This window comes from Kitasatospora sp. NPDC051702 (assembly GCF_040681575.1).
In the GTDB taxonomy this organism is placed as follows: domain Bacteria; phylum Actinomycetota; class Actinomycetes; order Streptomycetales; family Streptomycetaceae; genus Kitasatospora.
In genome coordinates, this window is the sequence record NZ_JBFAZB010000048.1 from 60,574 (window position 1) to 77,763 (window position 17,190).

Here is a 17,190-nt window from a genome sequence, read left to right on the forward strand (position 1 = left end):
CTGTTCAGGCGACGCGTCGCAGGACGCGGCCGCCGAACTGCATGTGGTCCGCGCGCCCGGTCTCCGGGTCGAGCAGGAAGCGGCCGAGGTGTTCCACCTCGGGCAGCCGCGGGTGCCGGGCGGCGAAGACGCGCTCGCTCCGGCCGGTCAGGTCGTACTCCGTCCCGTCGTCGTCGACCAGGACGGTGGCGCCGGGCAGGGCGCGGTCGTCCGCCGCGGCGCCGGGGCGGATCCAGTAGACGGTCTCGCCGTTGGCCCATCGCCCGGTGCAGTCCGGCAGCTCCTGCCCGGCGCCGGCCGCGGGGGCCGGGGCGGGGCCGGGGACGTCCACGCCGTCGGCCCGGAGCAGGGCCAGCAGGTCCTGCCAGGCGCCGAGCCCGGCCGGGGAGTCGGCCTGCAGCGCGATGACGGTGCCGCGTTCCGGCTGGATCCGCAGGTGGCAGGTGGCGCCGGCGCCGACGCCGTCCAGGCCGAGCCAGCGGTCGGCGCCGTTGCCGAACCGGGCCCAGCCCAGACCCCAGCCGTCGGCCAGGCCGAACGGCAGGGTGTCGAAGGCCTGTCGGGCCATCTCGTGGACGGCCTCCCGGTCGAGCAGGGCGGCCAGGGCGGCGGGGCGGTCGTCCAGGTGCAGCCGGGCGAAGGCGACCAGGTCGGTGACGGTTCCGGCGACGGCGGTCGCGGGGGCGAGGTCGCGCGGGTGGGCGCCGGCCGGCAGGAAGGCCGGTTCGACGCCCAGCGGCCGGAGCAGGAACTCCGTCACGGCGGTGCGCCAGCTCGTCCCGGCGACGGCCTCGACGACCTTCCCTGCGAGGGCGAACCCGGCGTTGGAGTAGGAGAAGGCCGTTCCGGGGGCGAAGAGCGGCTCCGCCTCGACAGCGGCCCGCAGCCCGCCGCCGCCGGGGGCGTCGGTCACCAGTCCGGAGGAGTGGCTCAGGAGATGACGGATCGTCATGTCGAGTGCGGAGTACGGCGCTTCGTTCAGGTACTCGCCGACCGGACGGTCCAGGTCGAGGTCTCCGTCGAAGGCCAGCTGCACGGCCACCGTCGCGGTGAGGAGCTTGGTGAGCGAGGCGAACGGCAGGACGGGGGCCGCCCCGGCCTCCGCGCCCGGCCCGGCGACCCGGAGTTCGCCGGCGTCGTAGAAGGCGCACCGCAGCGTCCGCACGCCGTGTTCGCGCGCGAGCCGCCCGGCATTTTCACGCCATGACTGTGAATTCACTGAAACCCACCCACCGCATTCACCGGAATCCGAAAAAGGCGCAGCACGACAGTCCCGTTCGGCCGCGTTCGGTCCGCGGCTCGTCGGTACGGGGATTACGCAAAAGGGGAATTCGTTCTGGTGAATGCAGGCTAACACCGGGCGGCGGGGCCGGTCAGGGTCGTTAAGTTGCAGCCGAATGACCCTGGTTGCCGCACTGCGACCTGCCGTCCGACCTGCTGTCCGACCTGCCGAACGACGTGCCGTCCGGCCTGCCGGGAAACCCGGCCGGAAACCCGGAAACGCCGATGGGGTCCGCGGTCGCGGACCCCATCGGCGGGTCGGTGCTGCAAAGGGTGCGGTGCGAGGCCGCCCCCGTGCTCCGGACTACTCGCGCAGCCCGATGGCCTCCACCGGGCGGGCGCGCAGGGCGAGCTTGGTCGGGATCAGGACGGCGGCGGCCGCCAGGGCCGAGGTCGCCGCCACGATCGCCAGGTACAGCAGCGGGGGGATGTGCGGGACCAGCGAGCCGGTCAGCCCCAGACTGACCGTCACCAGTGGCACGATCGGCACCAGGCTGCCGACCACCACCGCGATCACGATCAGCATCAGCGTCTCGGTGCGCATCATCCGCATGACCTGTTCCGGGGTCGCCCCGACCAGCCGCAGCAGCGCGAACTCCCGTGCTCTGGCCAGTGTGGTCATCACCAGGGTGTTGGCGACGGCCACCGCGATGTACCCGAAGACCAGGACCAGTGGCAGCGCACTGCCGACCAGGCCGGCCACCCCGGCCTTCTGCTGGGCGGCGGACAGCCCGCCCTTGTCGCGGACCTGCACCCCGGGGTAGCGGTCGTTGAGCCCGGTGAGCTCGCCGATCACCTTCTTCTGGTCCGCGCCGGGCTTGACGCGCACCAGCACGGAGTCGTACATCCGGCGCGAACTGTGCTGCAGCACGGTGTCGTAGGCCAGTGTGATGTCGCCGAAGCCCAGGCCGCGCTGGTACACGGCCACCACCTTCGGCTCCAGCGTCTGCCCGTCCGGCATGTGCACCTTGACGGAGCCGCCGACGCCCGCACCGAGCGTGGCGGACGCCCCGCTGCTGATCGCCACGGTGTCCGCGGTGAGGGCGTCCAGCGAGCCCTCGGAGACGTCCAGGTCGAGGACCCGGTCCAGGTTGCCCGTGGTGAGCCCCTGCGCCTTGTAGTCGAAGATCTCCGGGGAGCCCAGCATCTTCGTGGAGGCGAAGAGGTCGACCCGCACCGTCCCGGCCGCGGCGTCCACCCCGTCCAGGGTCCTGATGAACCCGGGCGCGCTGACCGGCAGTCCGCCGGCCTCGCTGGTCAGGGTGTAGTCGGCGACGACGCCCGCCCGCGCCTGGTCCTCGGCCGCACCCGACGTGGTGGTCGGGATGAACAGCTGCACCGAGGCGAAGCCGATGGCCATGATCAGCGGGCCGATGCCGGCGGCCAGCCGGCGGGCGTTGGCCCGGGTGTTGGCCACCGCGAGGAACCCGAGGGTGCCGAAGCGGCGCTGGAAGGGCGCGGCCATCAGCCGTGTCGCCCTGGCCACCACCGGCGGGGCCAGCATGAGGATCGCGATCACCATGATCAGCCCGCCGCTGCCGGCCCCGGCCACCGCGAAGATGCTGCCGAAGAACAGCGGCAGCAGCGACGCGCCGAAGCCGAGGACGAACAGCAGGACCCCGATGGTCACCCGCGCGCCGCCGATGCCCGGCTGCTCGGTCTGGGCCTCGCTGAGCGCCTCCACCGGCCGGATCGACACCACCCGGCGGGCCACCGCGAACGCCGCCACCTGCGCGGCGATCACCCCGATGCCCACCGCCGCGATCGCCGGGATCGGGCCGTAGGAGAACTCGAAGTCGTCGGGCAGGATGCCGATGGCCCCGAGCGCCCCGCGCAGGATGCCCGCGGCGATCATGCCGGGGAAGCAGCCCAGCACCGAGGCGACCAGCGAGATCACCAGCGCCTCGCCGGAGATCATCTTGTGGATCTGCTTGGGCGTGGCACCGACCGCGCGCAGCAGCGCCAGCTCGCGCCGCCGCTGGTGCACGCTGAGCGCCAGGGTGCTGCCCACCACCATCATGGTGATCAGCACGACGGTGCCGCCGAGCGAGCCGGCCAGCTCCTTGAGGCTGCCCCGGGCCGAGGCGACGTCGGGGTTCTCCACGCTGCTGCGCCCGTCGCCGGTGTAGACGTCGGTGCGGGCGCCCTTGAGCGCCTTCTCGATCCGGTCGGCGAGCTTGCCCGCGTTCGTGCCGCCGGGTGCCAGCACGCCGATGGCGCTGACCTGGTCGGTGCGGCCGAACAGGGTGCGCGCCTCGTCGTCGGAGAAGAACAGCGGCGGGGTGCGCAGCGCCCCGCCGCCGCCCTTGTAGGTCACGATGCCGACGACCCGGTACGAGGAGGCGTCCCGGGTGGAGGCGATCCTGACGCTGTCGCCCACCTTCACCTTGCGGTGGTCGGCGACGGACTTCTCCAGCACCACCTCACCGGCGCGCCGCGGCTCGTCGCCGGCCCGGTCGTACGGGCCGAGCGCCGCCGCGCCCCAGTTGGTGCCGTTGGTCGTCCGGTCGTCGGCGCCCTTGACGAGCTGCTCGCCGTCGTTGGAGACGACCTGCGCGGGGAAGGTGAGCACCGGCACCGCGCGGTCTACGCCCTCGGTCCGGGCCACCTTGTCGACCAGGTCGACGGGGACGCCGACGGCGTCCTTGAGGTCCTTGGACTTGCTCTTCTTGGCCTCGTGGACCGTGAAGTGCTTCTGACCGCCGACCACGACCGCGGCGCCGGAGTAGCGCTGGACCGGCACCCCGTTGCCGATGCCGGACTGCAGGATGATGCCGAAGGCCGTGATGAGCACGGACGCGCCGAACAGGGCGACGAACGCCCCGACGAATCCGGCCTTACGCTCCTTGACGGTCTGTACGACGAGCCTGAACACGACTCACCACTCCCCCAGCCGGGTCATCCGCTCGGCCACCCGGTCCGGGGTGGGGTGCGTCATCTCCTCGGCGTAGCTGCCGTCCGCGAGGAACACCACGCGGTGGGCGTAGGAGGCGGCGACCGGGTCGTGGGTCACCATGATCACGGTCTGCCCGAGGCCGTCCACCACCTCGCGCAGCAGCTGCAGCACCTGGCGGGCGGTGCGGGTGTCCAGCGCACCGGTCGGCTCGTCGGCGAAGACCACCTCCGGCCGGGCCGCCAGCGCCCGGGCGATCGCCACGCGCTGCTGCTGACCGCCGGAGAGCTCGGACGGCCGGTGGCCCATCCGGTCGGACAGTCCCACCTGCGTCACGACCTGCTGCAGCCACTGGTGGTCCGGCCGGCGGTCGGCGAGCATCAGCGGGAGCGTGATGTTGTCGGCGACGGTCAACGCCGACATCAGGTTGTACGCCTGGAAGATGAAGCCGACCCGCTCCCGGCGCATGATCGTCAGCTCGACCTCGCTCAGCTGCGCCAGCTCCGTACCGCCCAGCACCACCGAACCGGCGTCCGGGCGGTCCAGCCCGGCCGCGCAGTGCAGGAAGGTGCTCTTGCCCGCCCCGGAGGGGCCCATCACCGCGGTGAAGGTGCCCCGGGCGAAGGCGAGGGAGAGGTCGCGCAGCGCGTGCACGGCCCCGGCGCCCTTGCCGTACGTCTTGCGGACCCCGTCGAGGCGGACCACCCAGTGCGCGTCCAGAGCGGCACTCCCGTCCGGCCGCGGCGGATTCGCGTACTCCTCCTGCGCCGCGCCCTGGAGCTCCTCCGTCCGCGCTCCCCGTGCCTTTCTGCTCACTTCCGGCCTCCACCACTCGCACGCACCACTTGACGTTCACGAAGGTAGGTCCCGCGGCAGGGCCCGGACCAGGGCACGAACTGGAGACTCGATGGTGCAGAAAAGTGCCACCCCGCGCCGGATTTGGGACGGTGGTAGGGTGATCGGGATGTTCACTCGGAAGGTTTCAGAAGCCGTACGAGGAGTTCTGGGAGCCGTACGGGCACCCGGCATCGCGGAGTTACGGCGGCTGGAACCGGAGCAGTGGATCCGCCAGACGCTGGCCCGTTTCCCTCCGGCCGCCGGCTACATGCTGCTCTGCCTGATGACCGGCCTCGCCGGTCTGGTGCTGTTCTACCTGATCGCCGTCGTCTTCGCGCTCTGCCTGGTCGGCACCGGCTTCCTGCTGCTTCCGCGGACCCTGCGGCTGCTGCGCAGCTACGCCGAGTTCCACCGCAGGCGGGTGGGGCGGCTGCTGGAGACCACGGTCCGCAGCCCCTACCGCGACCTCGAACCCGGCCGCACCGGCCCCCGCAAGCCCTCGCTGCGCGACCCGGCGGTCCGCAAGGACCTGGTCTGGCTGATCACCCACGGCGTGGTCGGCTCGGCGCTGTCCATCTTCGCCCTGAGCATCTGCGGCAACGCCTTCAACTGGCTCTCCGCACCGGTGTGGTGGAAGCTCGCCGAGAACGAGCGCAACTCCATCATCCTGATGAACGTCGACGGTTGGGCGAAGGCGTTCCTGGCGCTGTTCATCGGCATCGGCTACGCCGTGGTGGCGATGGCCGCGATGCGCGGGCTGGCCCTGGTGCACGCCCGGATGTCGCGCCGGCTGCTGACCGCCCGCGCCCGGGTCGCGCTCGCCCAGCGCGTCCGCGAACTCGCGGTGACCCGCGCCGAGGCGCTGGACGCGCACGACGCCGAGCTGCGCCGGATCGAACGCGACCTACACGACGGCGCCCAGGCCGGCATCGTGGCGGTCTCGCTGCGACTGGGCATGATCAAGCGCGCGCTGGGCCACCGCCCGGAACAGGTGCCGGAGATGGTCGACGCCGCCCAGCACCTGGCCGAGCAGGCCCTGGAGTCGCTGCGCCACCTGGTCCGCGGCATCTACCCGCCGGTGCTCGCCGACCGCGGACTCACCGACGCCGTCCGGGCGCTCACCGCGCTCTGCGGGGTCCCGACCCGGATAGACATCGACGAGTCGGCCGGGGCGCCGCCGCGCGCGCCCGCCGCGGCCGAGGCGGCCGCCTACTTCGTGATCTCCGAGGCGCTCACCAACATCGCCAAGCACAGCGGCGCCCGCAGCGCCCTGGTGTGGCTGCGGATCGCCCCGGAGGCGATCTCGATCCGGGTCGAGGACGACGGCAAGGGCGGCGCCACCGAGGGCGCCGGGAGTGGGATCCTCGGACTCCGGCGGCGGGTCGCCGCATTCGACGGGACCACCGAGCTGTTCAGCCCGACCGGGGGCCCGACCGTACTGAAGGTGGAGATTCCATGCGGATCCTGATCGCCGAGGACAACGCCCTGCTCCGTGAGGGGCTGGTGCTGCTGCTCAACAGCGAGGGCCACGAGGTGTGCACCACCGTGGACAACGGGGACGACCTGCTGCCCGCGCTGCTCGAACACCGCCCGGACGTCGCCGTGGTGGACGTCCGGCTGCCGCCCACCTTCCGCGACGAGGGCCTGCGGGCCGTGGTCGAGGCCCGCAAGCAACTGCCCAACCTGCCCGTCCTGGTGCTCTCCCAGTACGTCGAACGGGCGTACGCCACCGAGCTGCTGGCGCAGAGCGCCTCCGGGGTCGGCTACCTGCTCAAGGACCGGGTGGGGCGCGCCGAGGAGTTCCTGCAGGCGCTGGAGCGGGTCGCCGACGGCGGCACCGCGATGGACCCCGAGGTCATCTCGCAGCTGATGGTCCGCCGGGCCGGCGACGACCCGCTCTCCTCGCTGACCCAGCGCGAACGCGAGGTGCTGGCCCTGATGGCGGAGGGGCGCAACAACGGCACCATCGCCGAGATGCTGTTCATCGCCGAGAGCTCGGTGAACAAGCACATCGGCAACATCTTCTCCAAGCTGGACATGCCGACGCCGGACAGCGGGCACCGCCGGGTCCTCGCCGTGCTGACCTACCTCCGGGCCTGACGGACGATCAGCACGGTGACGGACTAGGCAAGTCAGGGCCGGCACGCGCGAAGACGGACAGGGGCGGCGCCGTTCGGGCGCCGCCCCTGTCCGCTGTTCCCCGGACCTCGGATCCCGGGCCTCAACTCCCGGGCGGATGCCCCCGGTCGTCGGGCAGGGCGGGGAAGGCGCGCACCGCGGGGGTGGCGGCGACGCCGAGTGCGATCAGCAGGAACGCCGCCGCACAGCTCAACACGGTGGGCACCCCGTGCACGGTCTCCAGCAGCAGCCCGGACAGCAGCGGGCCCAGCGCCGCCGCGGCGCCCATCGACACCCCGATCAGACCGGCCAGCCGGCCGCGCATGGCGTCCGGGGTGACCATCATCTGGTGGCCGGCCACCAGCGCGGTCGCGGTCGGCGCCAGGAACGCCGCCGCGCCCAGCACCAGCCCGGCCGGCCAGCCCGTCGGCACCACCGCGAGCAGCGGCACCAGGGCGGCGCTCGCCCAGGTCAGCACCATCAGCGCGGTGAACGGGGTGAGCGAGCGGCGCAGCACTCCGGCCGACAGCGCGCCCAGCACGCCGCCCGCGCCGATCAGCGCCCCGATGGCCCCGATCTCGGCGCCGGACCGGCCGTCCTGCTGCGCCATCACCACCACGGTGATCAGCAGGCCGCTGAACACCAGGTTGAAGGCGGTGCCGAGCAGCACGGTGGCCCGCACCGGCCGGTTGCCGCGCAGCCAGCGCAGCCCGGCGGCCATCGCCTGCAGGGTGCTCTCCTGCGGCCCCTCGCCGGGCCCCTCGCCGGGCCCGTCGGCGGCGTCCCCGCCGCCGGCGTCCGCGCCGTCCGCGGCGGGCCGCGGCGCCGGCGGGCGCAGGAACAGCAGCGTCACGAAGGCGAGCGCCGAGGTGACGGCCTGGGTGAGGAACGGCAGCAACCGCTGGACGCCGTACAGGAATCCGCCGATCCCCGGGCCCACGATGGTCGCCAGGTAGTAGCGGGCGGTGTTGCGGGTCACCGCGTCGGCCAGTTGCGAGGCCGGCACGACGCCCGGCAGCAGCGCCTGGTCGGCGGTGCCGAACAGGGAGGTGCAGACCCCCTCGACGACCGCCACCACCAGGATCACCGCCAGCGGCGCGTGCCCCAGCGCCACCAGGAGCGCCAGCAGGCCCAGGGCCACGGCCCGCCCGAGCTCCGAGACCAGCATCAGCGCCTTGCGGCTGACCCGGTCCGCGAGCGCGCCGGCCGGCAGCGCGGCCAGCGCCCGCGAGCCCGCGATCGCGAACTCCGCCAGCGAGGCCTCGAACGCGGAGCCGCCGAGGCCCAGCACCAGCAGCGGGTAGGCGATCAGCGTGCCCTGCGCGCCCAGCTGGGAGACCACGTTCGCGGTCCACAACAGGTTGTACTCGCGGTTGCGGGCGAGCGGCGGCGGGCCCGGCTCGGCGGCCACCGCGTCGGCGGCGTCGGCCGTCGTGCCGGCCGGGGTCACCGCGGCGCGGTCGGCAGCGCCACCGCCGGCGCCGACGTCCGCTCCACCGGGCGGAGCTCCGACCAGGCGTGCGCCCCGGCCATGCTGACGAACAGGTCGCGCGGCGGGACGAACGGCGCCCGCCCGTGCGCCACGCTGATGTTGTCCACGACCAGCACCTCACCGGTGTGCACGTTGACGTCGACCTGCTGCTCCCGGTACGCGGCCTGCAGCTGGTGCACCACCTCGTCCGGGATCTCGCTGCCGTCCGCGTGGAAGGTGTTGGTCGGCATGCCCCACGGGCCGTACTCCTCCAGGAGGAAGTCGGCGACGTCCTCGCGCAGGGTGCGGGCGTGGAAGAAGGTCAGGTGGTTGAACCAGGAACGGACGCCGGTCTCCGGGTGGGCGGCGACCGCCCAGCGCAGCTGGCGGGTCCGCAGGTGGTTGCGCTCCAGCCACTCCAGTTCGATCCGGTTGGCGTCGCAGTAGGCCTTGACCTCGTCCGGGTCGCTGGTGCCGAACGCCTCCTGCCAGGAGAGGCCCAGGCCGGGGCGGAAGTTGCGGACCAGCAGGTACCCCTCGCGCTCGAAGCGCTCGGCGGTCTCCCGGGGCAGCCCGCGGTACAGGGCCCGGCAGTCGGCCAGCAGGCTGGCGCCGCCGTCGGGCGACTCCTGCCGGCAGAAGAAGAACAGGTAGCGCGGGACGTTCAGGTTGTACGACTGCTCGGTGTGGAGGAAGATCTCCTCGGTCGCCGGGTGGTCGGTCGCGGTGAACACCCCGGGGTGCAGCTCGGTGCGCGGCGAGGAGCGCTCGGTGTAGTCGAGCGGCCGGCCGACCACCGCGTTGACGAAGGTGTCCAGCTCCGGCCACTCCTGCCAGTCGAAGCCGCTGAGCACCACCGCGCCGTGCTCGGTGATCCGCTCGCGGATGAACGACCCCTGCTCCCGGCCGAGGTCGACCAGCCGGTTGCCCGTGGTGTCGGCGGAGATCCCGAGGACCAACCCGTCGTACCGCGCTTCGGTCGAGATGCTGATGGCGGTTGTCACTGGGTGACTCCCTTCTGCGGGCTGCGGGCGCGAAGCCGCTCGGCAGCGGTGTCGAGGGTGTGGAGCGGACGGTTGAACGCGACCCGGACGTAGCGCTCGCCGTCGGCCGGGTCGAGGAAGAACGAGGTGCCCGGCGCCACCAGCACGCCGGTCTCGGCGAGCAGCGTGCGCACGAACCGCGGGCTGGGCTCGTCGGTCAGCCCGTCGATCCGGGCCAGCACGTAGCAGCCGCCGGCCGGCCGGGTGAGGGCGAAGCCCGCGTCCCGCAGCAGGGCCACGGTGCGGTCGCGCCGTTCGCGCATCCCCGCCGCGTGGTCCCAGCGGTCCGGCAGCAGCAGGTCCGCGTCGGCCGCGGCGTGCTGCAGGGCGGCGGCGGCGCCGCCGGTGGTCGCCACGTGCACCTTGCGCAGCAGCGCGGTCAGGGCCGGCGCCGCACGCAGGAAGCCGAGCCGCCAGCCGCTGACCGAGTGGCTCTTGGAGAGGCTGCCGACCACCACGGACCGGTCGGCCAGGCCCTCGACCTCGGCGACCGAGCGGTAGCCGGCCGACTCGTAGACGTAGCCCGCGTACACCTCGTCCGAGACGACGGTGGCGTTCCAGCGGCCGCAGAGCTCGGCGAGCAGGTCCAGGGTGGCGCGGTCCAGGACCGCCCCGGTGGGGTTGGCCGGGCTGTTCACGATCACCGCGCGGGTGCGCGGGCCGAACGCCGCCGCCAGCTCCTCCGGGTCGACGCCCCAGTCGGACTCGCGCAGCCGCACCGGGCGCGGACGCGCGCCGGTGAGCGCGACGGCGCTGAGGAAGTTCTCGTAGAAGGGCTCGAAGACGATCACCTCGTCGCCCGGGTCGACCAGCGAGAGCAGCGCGACGGCCAGGCCCTCGCTGCCGCCGACGGTGACGGTGATCTCGCCGACCGGGTCGGGCGCCCCGGGCAGCGCGGCGGCGATCCGCTCGCGCAGCGCGAGCAGGCCGGCCGGGTCCTGGTACTGGTGGACCCCGCGGCGCAGCGCGGCCACCGCCGCCTCGACCAGCCCGGGCGGCGTGTCCGGGTAGGCCGGGGTGCCGACGGCGAGGTCGACGGTGCCCGGCGGCAGCCCCTCCAGGAGCAGCGCGGCCAGTCCGCCGCCGGGCATCGCGTCCACCCGCCCGGCGCCCACCGGGCGGGCCGCGGGATCGGGCCGGCCGGCGTCGCGGTGCGCGGTGGCGGTCATCGGGCCGCCCCCGCCACCGCGTCGGCCGGCTGCTGCCGCGCACGGTCGAAGGCGCCGCGCGGGATCTCCGGCAGCCAGGCCGGGCGGCGGGCCTCGTAGGCCGCGATGGCGGCGTCCTGCAGCAGCGTCTCGGCGATCACGTCCTGCCCCTCCAGCAGCCGGGCACGGGCCCGGTCGTCCACGGTGAACGGGTGCTCGCCGCCGGGCCAGCGCAGCAGGCCGGCCCGCAGGTCCACGGTGACCGTCAGGCCCCCGGCGGACTCGGCGAGGTCCATCAGCGGCTCGACCACCGGGGTCGGCAGGTCGACGGGGACGAGCCCGTTGTTGAGGGCGTTGCGGCGGAAGATGTCACCGAAGCCGGTGGCCACCACCGCGCGGAAGCCCCCGTCGCGCAGCGCCCACACGGCGTGCTCCCGGGAGCTGCCGATGCCGAAGTCCCGGCCGGCCAGCAGGACGGTCGCGCCCGCGTGCCGGGGCTCCTCCAGGACGAAGCCGCCCTGGGCCCGCCAGCGCGCGAACAGCCCGTCCTGGTAACCGGACTTGGTGACCCGCTTGCAGAACTCTCCGGGCAGGATCTGGTCGGTGTCGATGTCGTCGCGGCGCAGGGCGACCGCGCGTCCGTGGTGTTCCACGAAGGGTTCCATGCTGTGCTGTCCTCTCTCCGGCCGGGCCGGGGGCGGTCAGGCCAGGTCGGCGGGGGCCGCGAGCCGCCCGGCCACCGCCGTGGCGGCGGCGACCGCCGGCGACACCAGGTGGGTGCGGGCCCGCGCGCCCTGCCGGCCTTCGAAGTTGCGGTTCGAGGTGGAGGCGCAGCGCTCGACGCCCTCGAGACGGTCCGTGTTCATGCCCAGGCACATCGAGCAGCCGGGCAGGCGCCACTCGGCACCGGCGGCCAGGAAGACCTCGTGCAGCCCCTCCGCCTCGGCCTCGGCGCGCACCTGCATCGAGCCGGGGACGACCAGCATCCTGGTCCCGTCGGCGACGCTGCGCCCGCGCAGCACGCCGGCCGCGGAGCGCAGGTCCTCGAGCCGGCCGTTGGTGCAGGAGCCGAGGAAGACCACGTCGATGGCGAGGTCCCGCATCGGCGTGCCGGGCCGCAGCCCCATGTACTCCAGCGCCCTTTCGGCGGAGGCGAGTTCGAGCGGGTCGGCGAAGCCGCGCGGGTCCGGGACGACGTCGGCCAGCGGCACGGTCTGGGCGGGGTTGGTGCCCCAGGTGACGAGCGGGGTCAGCGCGCTCACGTCGAGCTCGACGGTACGGTCGAACACCGCGCCGGGGTCGGTGACCAGGGTGGCCCAGTCGGCGACGGCCTCGTCCCAGCGCGCCCCGGTGGGGGCGTGCGGGCGGCCGCGCAGGTACTCCAGGGTGGTGTCGTCGGGTGCGACGATCCCGGCCCGGGCACCGGCCTCGATGCTCATGTTGCAGAGCGTCATCCGGGCCTCCATGGAGAGCCCGCGCACCGCCTCGCCGCGGTACTCGATGAGGTGGCCCTGCGCCCCGTTGGCGCCGATCCGGGCGATCAGCGCGAGGATCAGCTCCTTCGCCCCCACCTCCGCGGGGAGCCGGCCGGTGAACTCGACGGCGAGCGTGCGCGGCCGGGCGATCTCCAGGCACTGGGTGGCCAGCACGTGCTCGACGTCGCTGGTGCCGATGCCGAAGGCGAGCGCGCCGAAGGCCCCGTGGGTGGCGGTGTGGCTGTCTCCGCAGACGATCGTCATGCCGGGCTGGACCAGGCCGAGCTCGGGCCCGACGACGTGCACGATGCCCTGTCGCCGGTGTCCCACCGAGTAGAGCTCGACGCCCTGTTCGGCGCAGTTGCGGCGCAGCGTCCGCAGCTGGACGAGGCTCACCGGGTCGAGGACCGCGTCGGGCGTGGTGGCCACGTTGTGGTCCTCCAGCGCCAGGGTGAGCCCCGGGCGCCGGACGCCGCGGCCGGCCAGCCGCAGCCCGTCGAAGGCCTGCGGCGAGGTGGCCTCGTGGGTCAGGTGCAGGTCGATGTAGAGGAGGTCCGGTCCGCCGGGCCGGGAGGCCACCACGTGGCGCTCCCACAGCTTCTCCGCGAGTGTCCGTGCTGGGCCCATCGTCGTCCCTCTCTCCTGCGCTCCCCGTGCAGCACGGCCCTGGGGCGGAACCCCGGGTACCGCCCGTCGCCCCGGCCGTACGGATCTCAGCCTCCATGTCCGCGCCCACCCCCCACCACGTCTTTAAGCGGGGCCGAAAACGCGCAGGACAGTCGCCGGCGTGCACGAAGAAAGGTGCAGAGAACTGCACCTTCGATCGGAAGTAAGCCCCCATGAAAACCACTTCGCCGGGCGTCAGGATGGAGTCATCCGACGGCGGCAGCGACGCCGGGAGGACGGGCACATCACATCGGATCCCACGGGAGCCAGGGAGGAAGCATGCACCCCACGCGGAGGAGCCGCGGGGCCGGGCCAGGAGGCCGGCGGAGCAGAACAGCGGTTCTGGCCCTGGCCGCCGCGCTCCTGGTCGGCGCGGGAACGTCCGCCTGCGAGGTCAGCACCAAGGCGGCCGACCGGATCGAGCTGTGCGCGAAGATCTTCGGCAAGACCTTCACCGACCCGTTCCCCGACAACGTGGACGAGGCCCGCAAGAAGATGCGCGAGCGGGCCGACGAGCTCGACGGGCTGTCCAAACAGGCGCCCGACGACAAGCTCCGCGACGCGATCCACTCGACCGCCGAGAAGATGCGCAACGCCGACATCCGGGAGAAGGGTACGGCGCGCACCGTGGTGGGTTACATCGGAGAGCAGAACGACCGCATCAAGGAACTGCGCCAGACCTGCCTCGACCACCACGACTACCCGTGAGGACTGGTCTTCCGAACCAGCGTCACCGCCGGCGTTCCCGTCGAGCGCCGCGGTGAACCCAGACCGGAATCGGTGAACAGGGCACAAACAGTTCCCGCACCGATTCCCTTGGCCGGGCCCCTCGTTGGGTCCCCCGTCTTCCGAGGGGCCCGGCCGTAAACCTCCCCGTACCAATACAAGCCAGGAGCAGTCATGCCCGATTCGACCGGCTGGAAGCCCACTAAGGAACGCCCCATGTGGCCCTGGGTCGTCCTCGCCGTGGTCGCCGTTGGCGTTCTGATCAACGTGCTCATCACGCTCTGACGGGACATCGGTCCCGCGCCGGAGGAACTTCCGCGCTCTTGGCTGGTCCGCCGAGGGCGCGGACCCGTGTCCGGACCCGGGTGCGTGACCGCGTCCGACCCCGCGGAGGGGTCCGCGCCGATCACCCCACCGGCCCCTCCGGCCCCTCTCGTCACTTCCGCCCCTGGGGTCACGACCGCCCCGGGAGGCGGGCGGAGCGAGTCGAGTCCGCTATCCGGATCAGGTGCAGAGAACTGCACCTTCGAACTGGCGAAGACTCGACTGTCACCCCCCTAAAGTGCGACGTAGCGTAGTAGGTACGGGAACGGGCATGGCCATGCCGACCTTGCGGAACCGCAGGGTCGGCTTTCCACCTCACCGTGGATCCCGTTCCCGACCCGCACACATCAACGGCATTCATGGGGGACTCGTGCCACGTCTGCACTTCACGTCGGCAAGCCTGTTGAGAACGCGTATCATGCCGACCCCTGACTGGGTCAGCGAATCACTCTTCGCCCTGGACCTGCTGGCCTCCCGACACCGCCAGTCGAAACGCCGGCTGCGATGGCATAAAACCCGCCCCGCGGGCCCGGCGCGCCGGCTCGCCCCGGCCCACCGCCTGGGCTCCACCCGGCGGCTCGTCGAACTCGCCCGGACCATCCGCCCGTTCCCCGACATGGACACCATGATCCGGCGCGCCCGACAGGGCGGGACCAGCGCCGACACCCGCCTCCTGCGGGACCTGGAGTCCTTCTACCGCATCATGGTCGCCCCCCACTGGGACGTCATCTCGCACACCGTCCAGAGCGAGCGCACGAAGCGGCTGGAAATCCTCCAGGACTGCGGCGCGCGAAGCCTGTTGAGCACCCTCCACCCGACGCTCCGGCTGTCCACCTGCTCGCTGGAGATTCCCGGGCAGAGCGAGGACCTGCGGCTGGAGGACGTCGGGCTGACGATCGCCCCGTCCTACTTCCTGGCGCCGGATTCCCCGGTCCTGGTGGACGACCACGCCATTGCCGACGGACCGACGCTCTTCTATCCGATTCTCCCCGACGAGCCCGACCGTGCGTCCGAGGACGTGATCGAAGCAGCCGCCATGCCGGCCTGAGAACGATTACCTCCGATCACGAACGCGTCGGACCTCAAGGGGGACTTGGCAATGCGACGCATATTCTTCAGTCCGGCAAGTCTGGCCAAAGTGTCGTCGGCCGCACATCCGGATCCGATGAGAGAGGCACTGTGCGCACTGGAAACCTTCGCCACGGGCGGCGGAGGACCGGTTTTCCATTCCTGGCGCCGCCGGGTCGCGGGTGAACGGGACGGCCGGGCACTGGCCGAACTCGCCCGCACCGTACGACCTTTCCCGGACCTCTACCGAATTCTCGAACACTCCGCCTCGGCCGGCTCCGGAACCGACTTCCGACCGCGCGTCCTGCGCGATCTGGAGACATTCCACCGCATCGCGGTCGAGCCGTACTGGAGCCAGGTCTCGACCCTCCTGGAGGTGGACCGCAACGCCCGGGCGCAGATCATGATGAGCGGCGGGGTCGACCAGCTGCTCAGCACGCTCCACCCGGCGATCCGCTGGCGCCCGCCGGTCCTGGAGGTCCCCGGCACCGGGAACGACATCAAGCTCGAGGCGACCGGCCTGGAGATCGCCCCGTCGCTGTTCCTGTTCTCCCGGTCGCCGATCCTCATCGAGCAGCAGGGCAACCGCCCCCTGCTGCTGCTCTACCCCATCCCGGTCCCCCGCGAGCGGGAGAACCTGTGGGATCCGGCGCCCGACGGCGACCAGGCCCTGGGAGCCCTCCTGGGGCGCACCAGGGCGGCCGTCCTGCAGGTCCTGACGACCACCTGCACCACCACCGAGGTCGGCGAGCTGGTGGGCATCTCCACGGCCGCCGCGAGCCAGCACACCGCCGTCCTGCGGGCCGCCGGCCTCATCACCACGCTGCGCTCGCTCAACAAGGTCCACCACACCCTGACCCCGCTGGGCGGGGCCCTTCTGCGCGGAGATCCGCTGGTCTGACTAATTCTCTGACAATTCGCCCTATTCCGACGATCCCCGAACCGACGAACCGGCGGCACCACCACCGGCACGATCCTGATCCGGCACGCATGGTCTAGGAAAGTGCACCATACAAACGGATGCGGGCAGCATGGCCTAAACCCATTACGAGCGAGTAGGTTCGGGGCATGCAAGCACGATGCCTTGTCGCCGCACGCATCATTTACGGAAGCCTGGGAGCGGATTCATGATGGGAGGAGCACCGGCCGAGCGGGAAGCCGCACCTGGCTGTGCCGTCACGCTGGAAAACGTGTCGAAAATCCACCCGGGCACGAACGGTCCCACGGCGGTGCTGCGCGAGTTCTCGCTCGGCGTTCGAAAAGGACGCTTCTGCGCCGTCATGGGGGACGAACGCGCCAGCACCACGGCGCTGCTGGAGTGCATGGCCGGCCTCACCACCCCGTCCACCGGCACGGTCCACTGGGCCGACGGTGAACGGGGTGCCGTCGGCGCGCTCTGGGGCCAACACGAGCCCGTCCACCCGAACGTGACGGTCCGTGAGTTCGTCGACCCGGGCACGCCCCGGCTCGGCCGCCGCCAGGCCTGGCAGATCAGCCGGGTCACCCGGCTCTGGTTCTGGCGGCGGCCGCTGCGCAAGCTCGGCCGGACACAGCAGCACAACGCGATGCTGGCCCGCCTGCTGGCCGGCTCACCACGGCTGCTCCTGGTCGACGCCCCCGGACACGACGACTCGCCCGAACTCGCGCGCGCCGTCGGCGCCTCGCTGCGCCGCGCGGTCCAGGCCCTCGACGTCACGGCGGTCCTCGTCACCACCGACCCCGAAGCCGCCGCCAGCGCCGACAGCGTCGTCTTCCTCCACAACGGCCGCCTCGCCGACGCCCTCGGCCCGTCGACGCCGGCCGAGATCGCCGCCTGCCTCCGGCAGCTCCGCAGATCCGCGACCCCCTGAACCACCGCGCCTCCCCGGCGCCCCCTCCCCCCCGGCGCCTCCGCGGCCGCAGCGCCCCCCTCTCCGGCACCTCCCCCGCCGGACCCGGCCCGGCCCACCCCCACCGGAAGGCCCCGCGGCGTCCTCCCCCCGCGGCTCCCCCACGCCCGGTCCGCGTGCGGAAATGCAGAAAACCCCCGCCGGGTGCCCCGGCGAGGGTTTTCTCGAAGAATTGTTCGGCGGCGTCCTACTCTCCCACAGGGTCCCCCCTGCAGTACCATCGGCGCTGTGAGGCTTAGCTTCCGGGTTCG

General features: G+C 72.7%; 14 protein-coding genes and 1 rRNA gene. 6 read left to right on the top strand and 9 right to left on the bottom strand.

Features of this window, described 5'->3' with window-relative positions; translation table 11 throughout:
• Positions 1-4 precede the first annotated feature (4 nt).
• From AB0N04_RS31050 to AB0N04_RS31060, 3 genes are all read right to left on the bottom strand, one after another.
• The gene (locus AB0N04_RS31050; protein WP_360214070.1) at positions 5-1,219 is read right to left on the bottom strand and encodes a serine hydrolase domain-containing protein; all 1,215 of its coding nucleotides are present in this window, start codon (positions 1,217-1,219) and stop codon (positions 5-7) included.
• Positions 1,220-1,585: 366 nt separating this feature from the next.
• Positions 1,586-4,156: an FtsX-like permease family protein gene (locus AB0N04_RS31055; RefSeq protein ID WP_360214068.1), complete on the bottom strand. Its 2,571-nt coding sequence runs from the start codon at positions 4,154-4,156 to the stop codon at positions 1,586-1,588.
• A gap of 3 nt (positions 4,157-4,159) precedes the next feature.
• Entirely contained in the window at positions 4,160-4,894 is a 735-nt protein-coding gene (locus tag AB0N04_RS31060) for an ABC transporter ATP-binding protein (RefSeq protein ID WP_360214112.1), read from the bottom strand.
• A 244-nt stretch (positions 4,895-5,138) separates the two neighbouring features.
• Between AB0N04_RS31060 and AB0N04_RS31065 the strand changes: the two genes are divergently transcribed.
• Together AB0N04_RS31065 and AB0N04_RS31070 are read left to right on the top strand one after the other, a co-directional pair.
• Positions 5,139-6,479, top strand: coding sequence for a sensor domain-containing protein (locus tag AB0N04_RS31065; RefSeq protein ID WP_360214066.1), 1,341 nt, complete (start codon positions 5,139-5,141; stop codon positions 6,477-6,479).
• Positions 6,467-7,111, top strand: a complete 645-nt coding sequence (locus AB0N04_RS31070) for a response regulator transcription factor (protein ID WP_360214064.1) — start codon at positions 6,467-6,469, stop codon at positions 7,109-7,111. Before AB0N04_RS31065 ends, AB0N04_RS31070 begins: the two co-directional genes overlap by 13 nt.
• 121 nt (positions 7,112-7,232) lie before the next feature.
• On the opposite strand, the gene AB0N04_RS31075 is transcribed toward AB0N04_RS31070, so the two are convergent.
• From AB0N04_RS31075 to leuC, 5 genes are read right to left on the bottom strand one after another with little or no spacing between them, the layout of a single operon-like run.
• Positions 7,233-8,579, bottom strand: coding sequence for an MFS transporter (locus AB0N04_RS31075; RefSeq protein WP_360214062.1), 1,347 nt, complete (start codon positions 8,577-8,579; stop codon positions 7,233-7,235).
• On the bottom strand, positions 8,576-9,604 hold the full coding sequence (locus AB0N04_RS31080) for a TauD/TfdA family dioxygenase (RefSeq protein ID WP_360214060.1): 1,029 nt from the start codon (positions 9,602-9,604) through the stop codon (positions 8,576-8,578). Before AB0N04_RS31080 ends, AB0N04_RS31075 begins: the two co-directional genes overlap by 4 nt.
• On the bottom strand, positions 9,601-10,812 hold the full coding sequence (locus tag AB0N04_RS31085) for a pyridoxal phosphate-dependent aminotransferase (protein ID WP_360214058.1): 1,212 nt from the start codon (positions 10,810-10,812) through the stop codon (positions 9,601-9,603). Before AB0N04_RS31085 ends, AB0N04_RS31080 begins: the two co-directional genes overlap by 4 nt.
• On the bottom strand, positions 10,809-11,456 hold the full coding sequence (gene leuD / locus AB0N04_RS31090) for a 3-isopropylmalate dehydratase small subunit (protein ID WP_360214056.1): 648 nt from the start codon (positions 11,454-11,456) through the stop codon (positions 10,809-10,811). Before leuD ends, AB0N04_RS31085 begins: the two co-directional genes overlap by 4 nt.
• A 36-nt stretch (positions 11,457-11,492) precedes the next feature.
• Entirely contained in the window at positions 11,493-12,893 is a 1,401-nt protein-coding gene (gene leuC, locus AB0N04_RS31095) for a 3-isopropylmalate dehydratase large subunit (RefSeq protein WP_360214054.1), read from the bottom strand.
• 318 nt (positions 12,894-13,211) lie between these two features.
• On the opposite strand from leuC, the gene AB0N04_RS31100 reads away from it, so the two are divergent.
• From AB0N04_RS31100 to AB0N04_RS31115, 4 genes are all read left to right on the top strand, one after another.
• Complete coding sequence (locus tag AB0N04_RS31100) at positions 13,212-13,640, top strand: hypothetical protein (RefSeq protein ID WP_360214052.1); 429 nt, start codon at positions 13,212-13,214, stop codon at positions 13,638-13,640.
• Between the two features lie 760 nt (positions 13,641-14,400).
• Positions 14,401-15,030, top strand: coding sequence for a hypothetical protein (locus AB0N04_RS31105; RefSeq protein WP_360214050.1), 630 nt, complete (start codon positions 14,401-14,403; stop codon positions 15,028-15,030).
• Positions 15,031-15,147: 117 nt separating this feature from the next.
• On the top strand, positions 15,148-15,951 hold the full coding sequence (locus AB0N04_RS31110; protein WP_360214048.1) for a winged helix-turn-helix domain-containing protein: 804 nt from the start codon (positions 15,148-15,150) through the stop codon (positions 15,949-15,951).
• A gap of 289 nt (positions 15,952-16,240) precedes the next feature.
• On the top strand, positions 16,241-16,900 hold the full coding sequence (locus AB0N04_RS31115; protein ID WP_360214046.1) for an ATP-binding cassette domain-containing protein: 660 nt from the start codon (positions 16,241-16,243) through the stop codon (positions 16,898-16,900).
• A 213-nt stretch (positions 16,901-17,113) separates the two neighbouring features.
• Here AB0N04_RS31115 and rrf read toward each other — a convergent pair.
• Positions 17,114-17,190: ribosomal RNA gene (gene rrf / locus AB0N04_RS31120) — 5S ribosomal RNA — on the bottom strand; the annotation flags it as partial.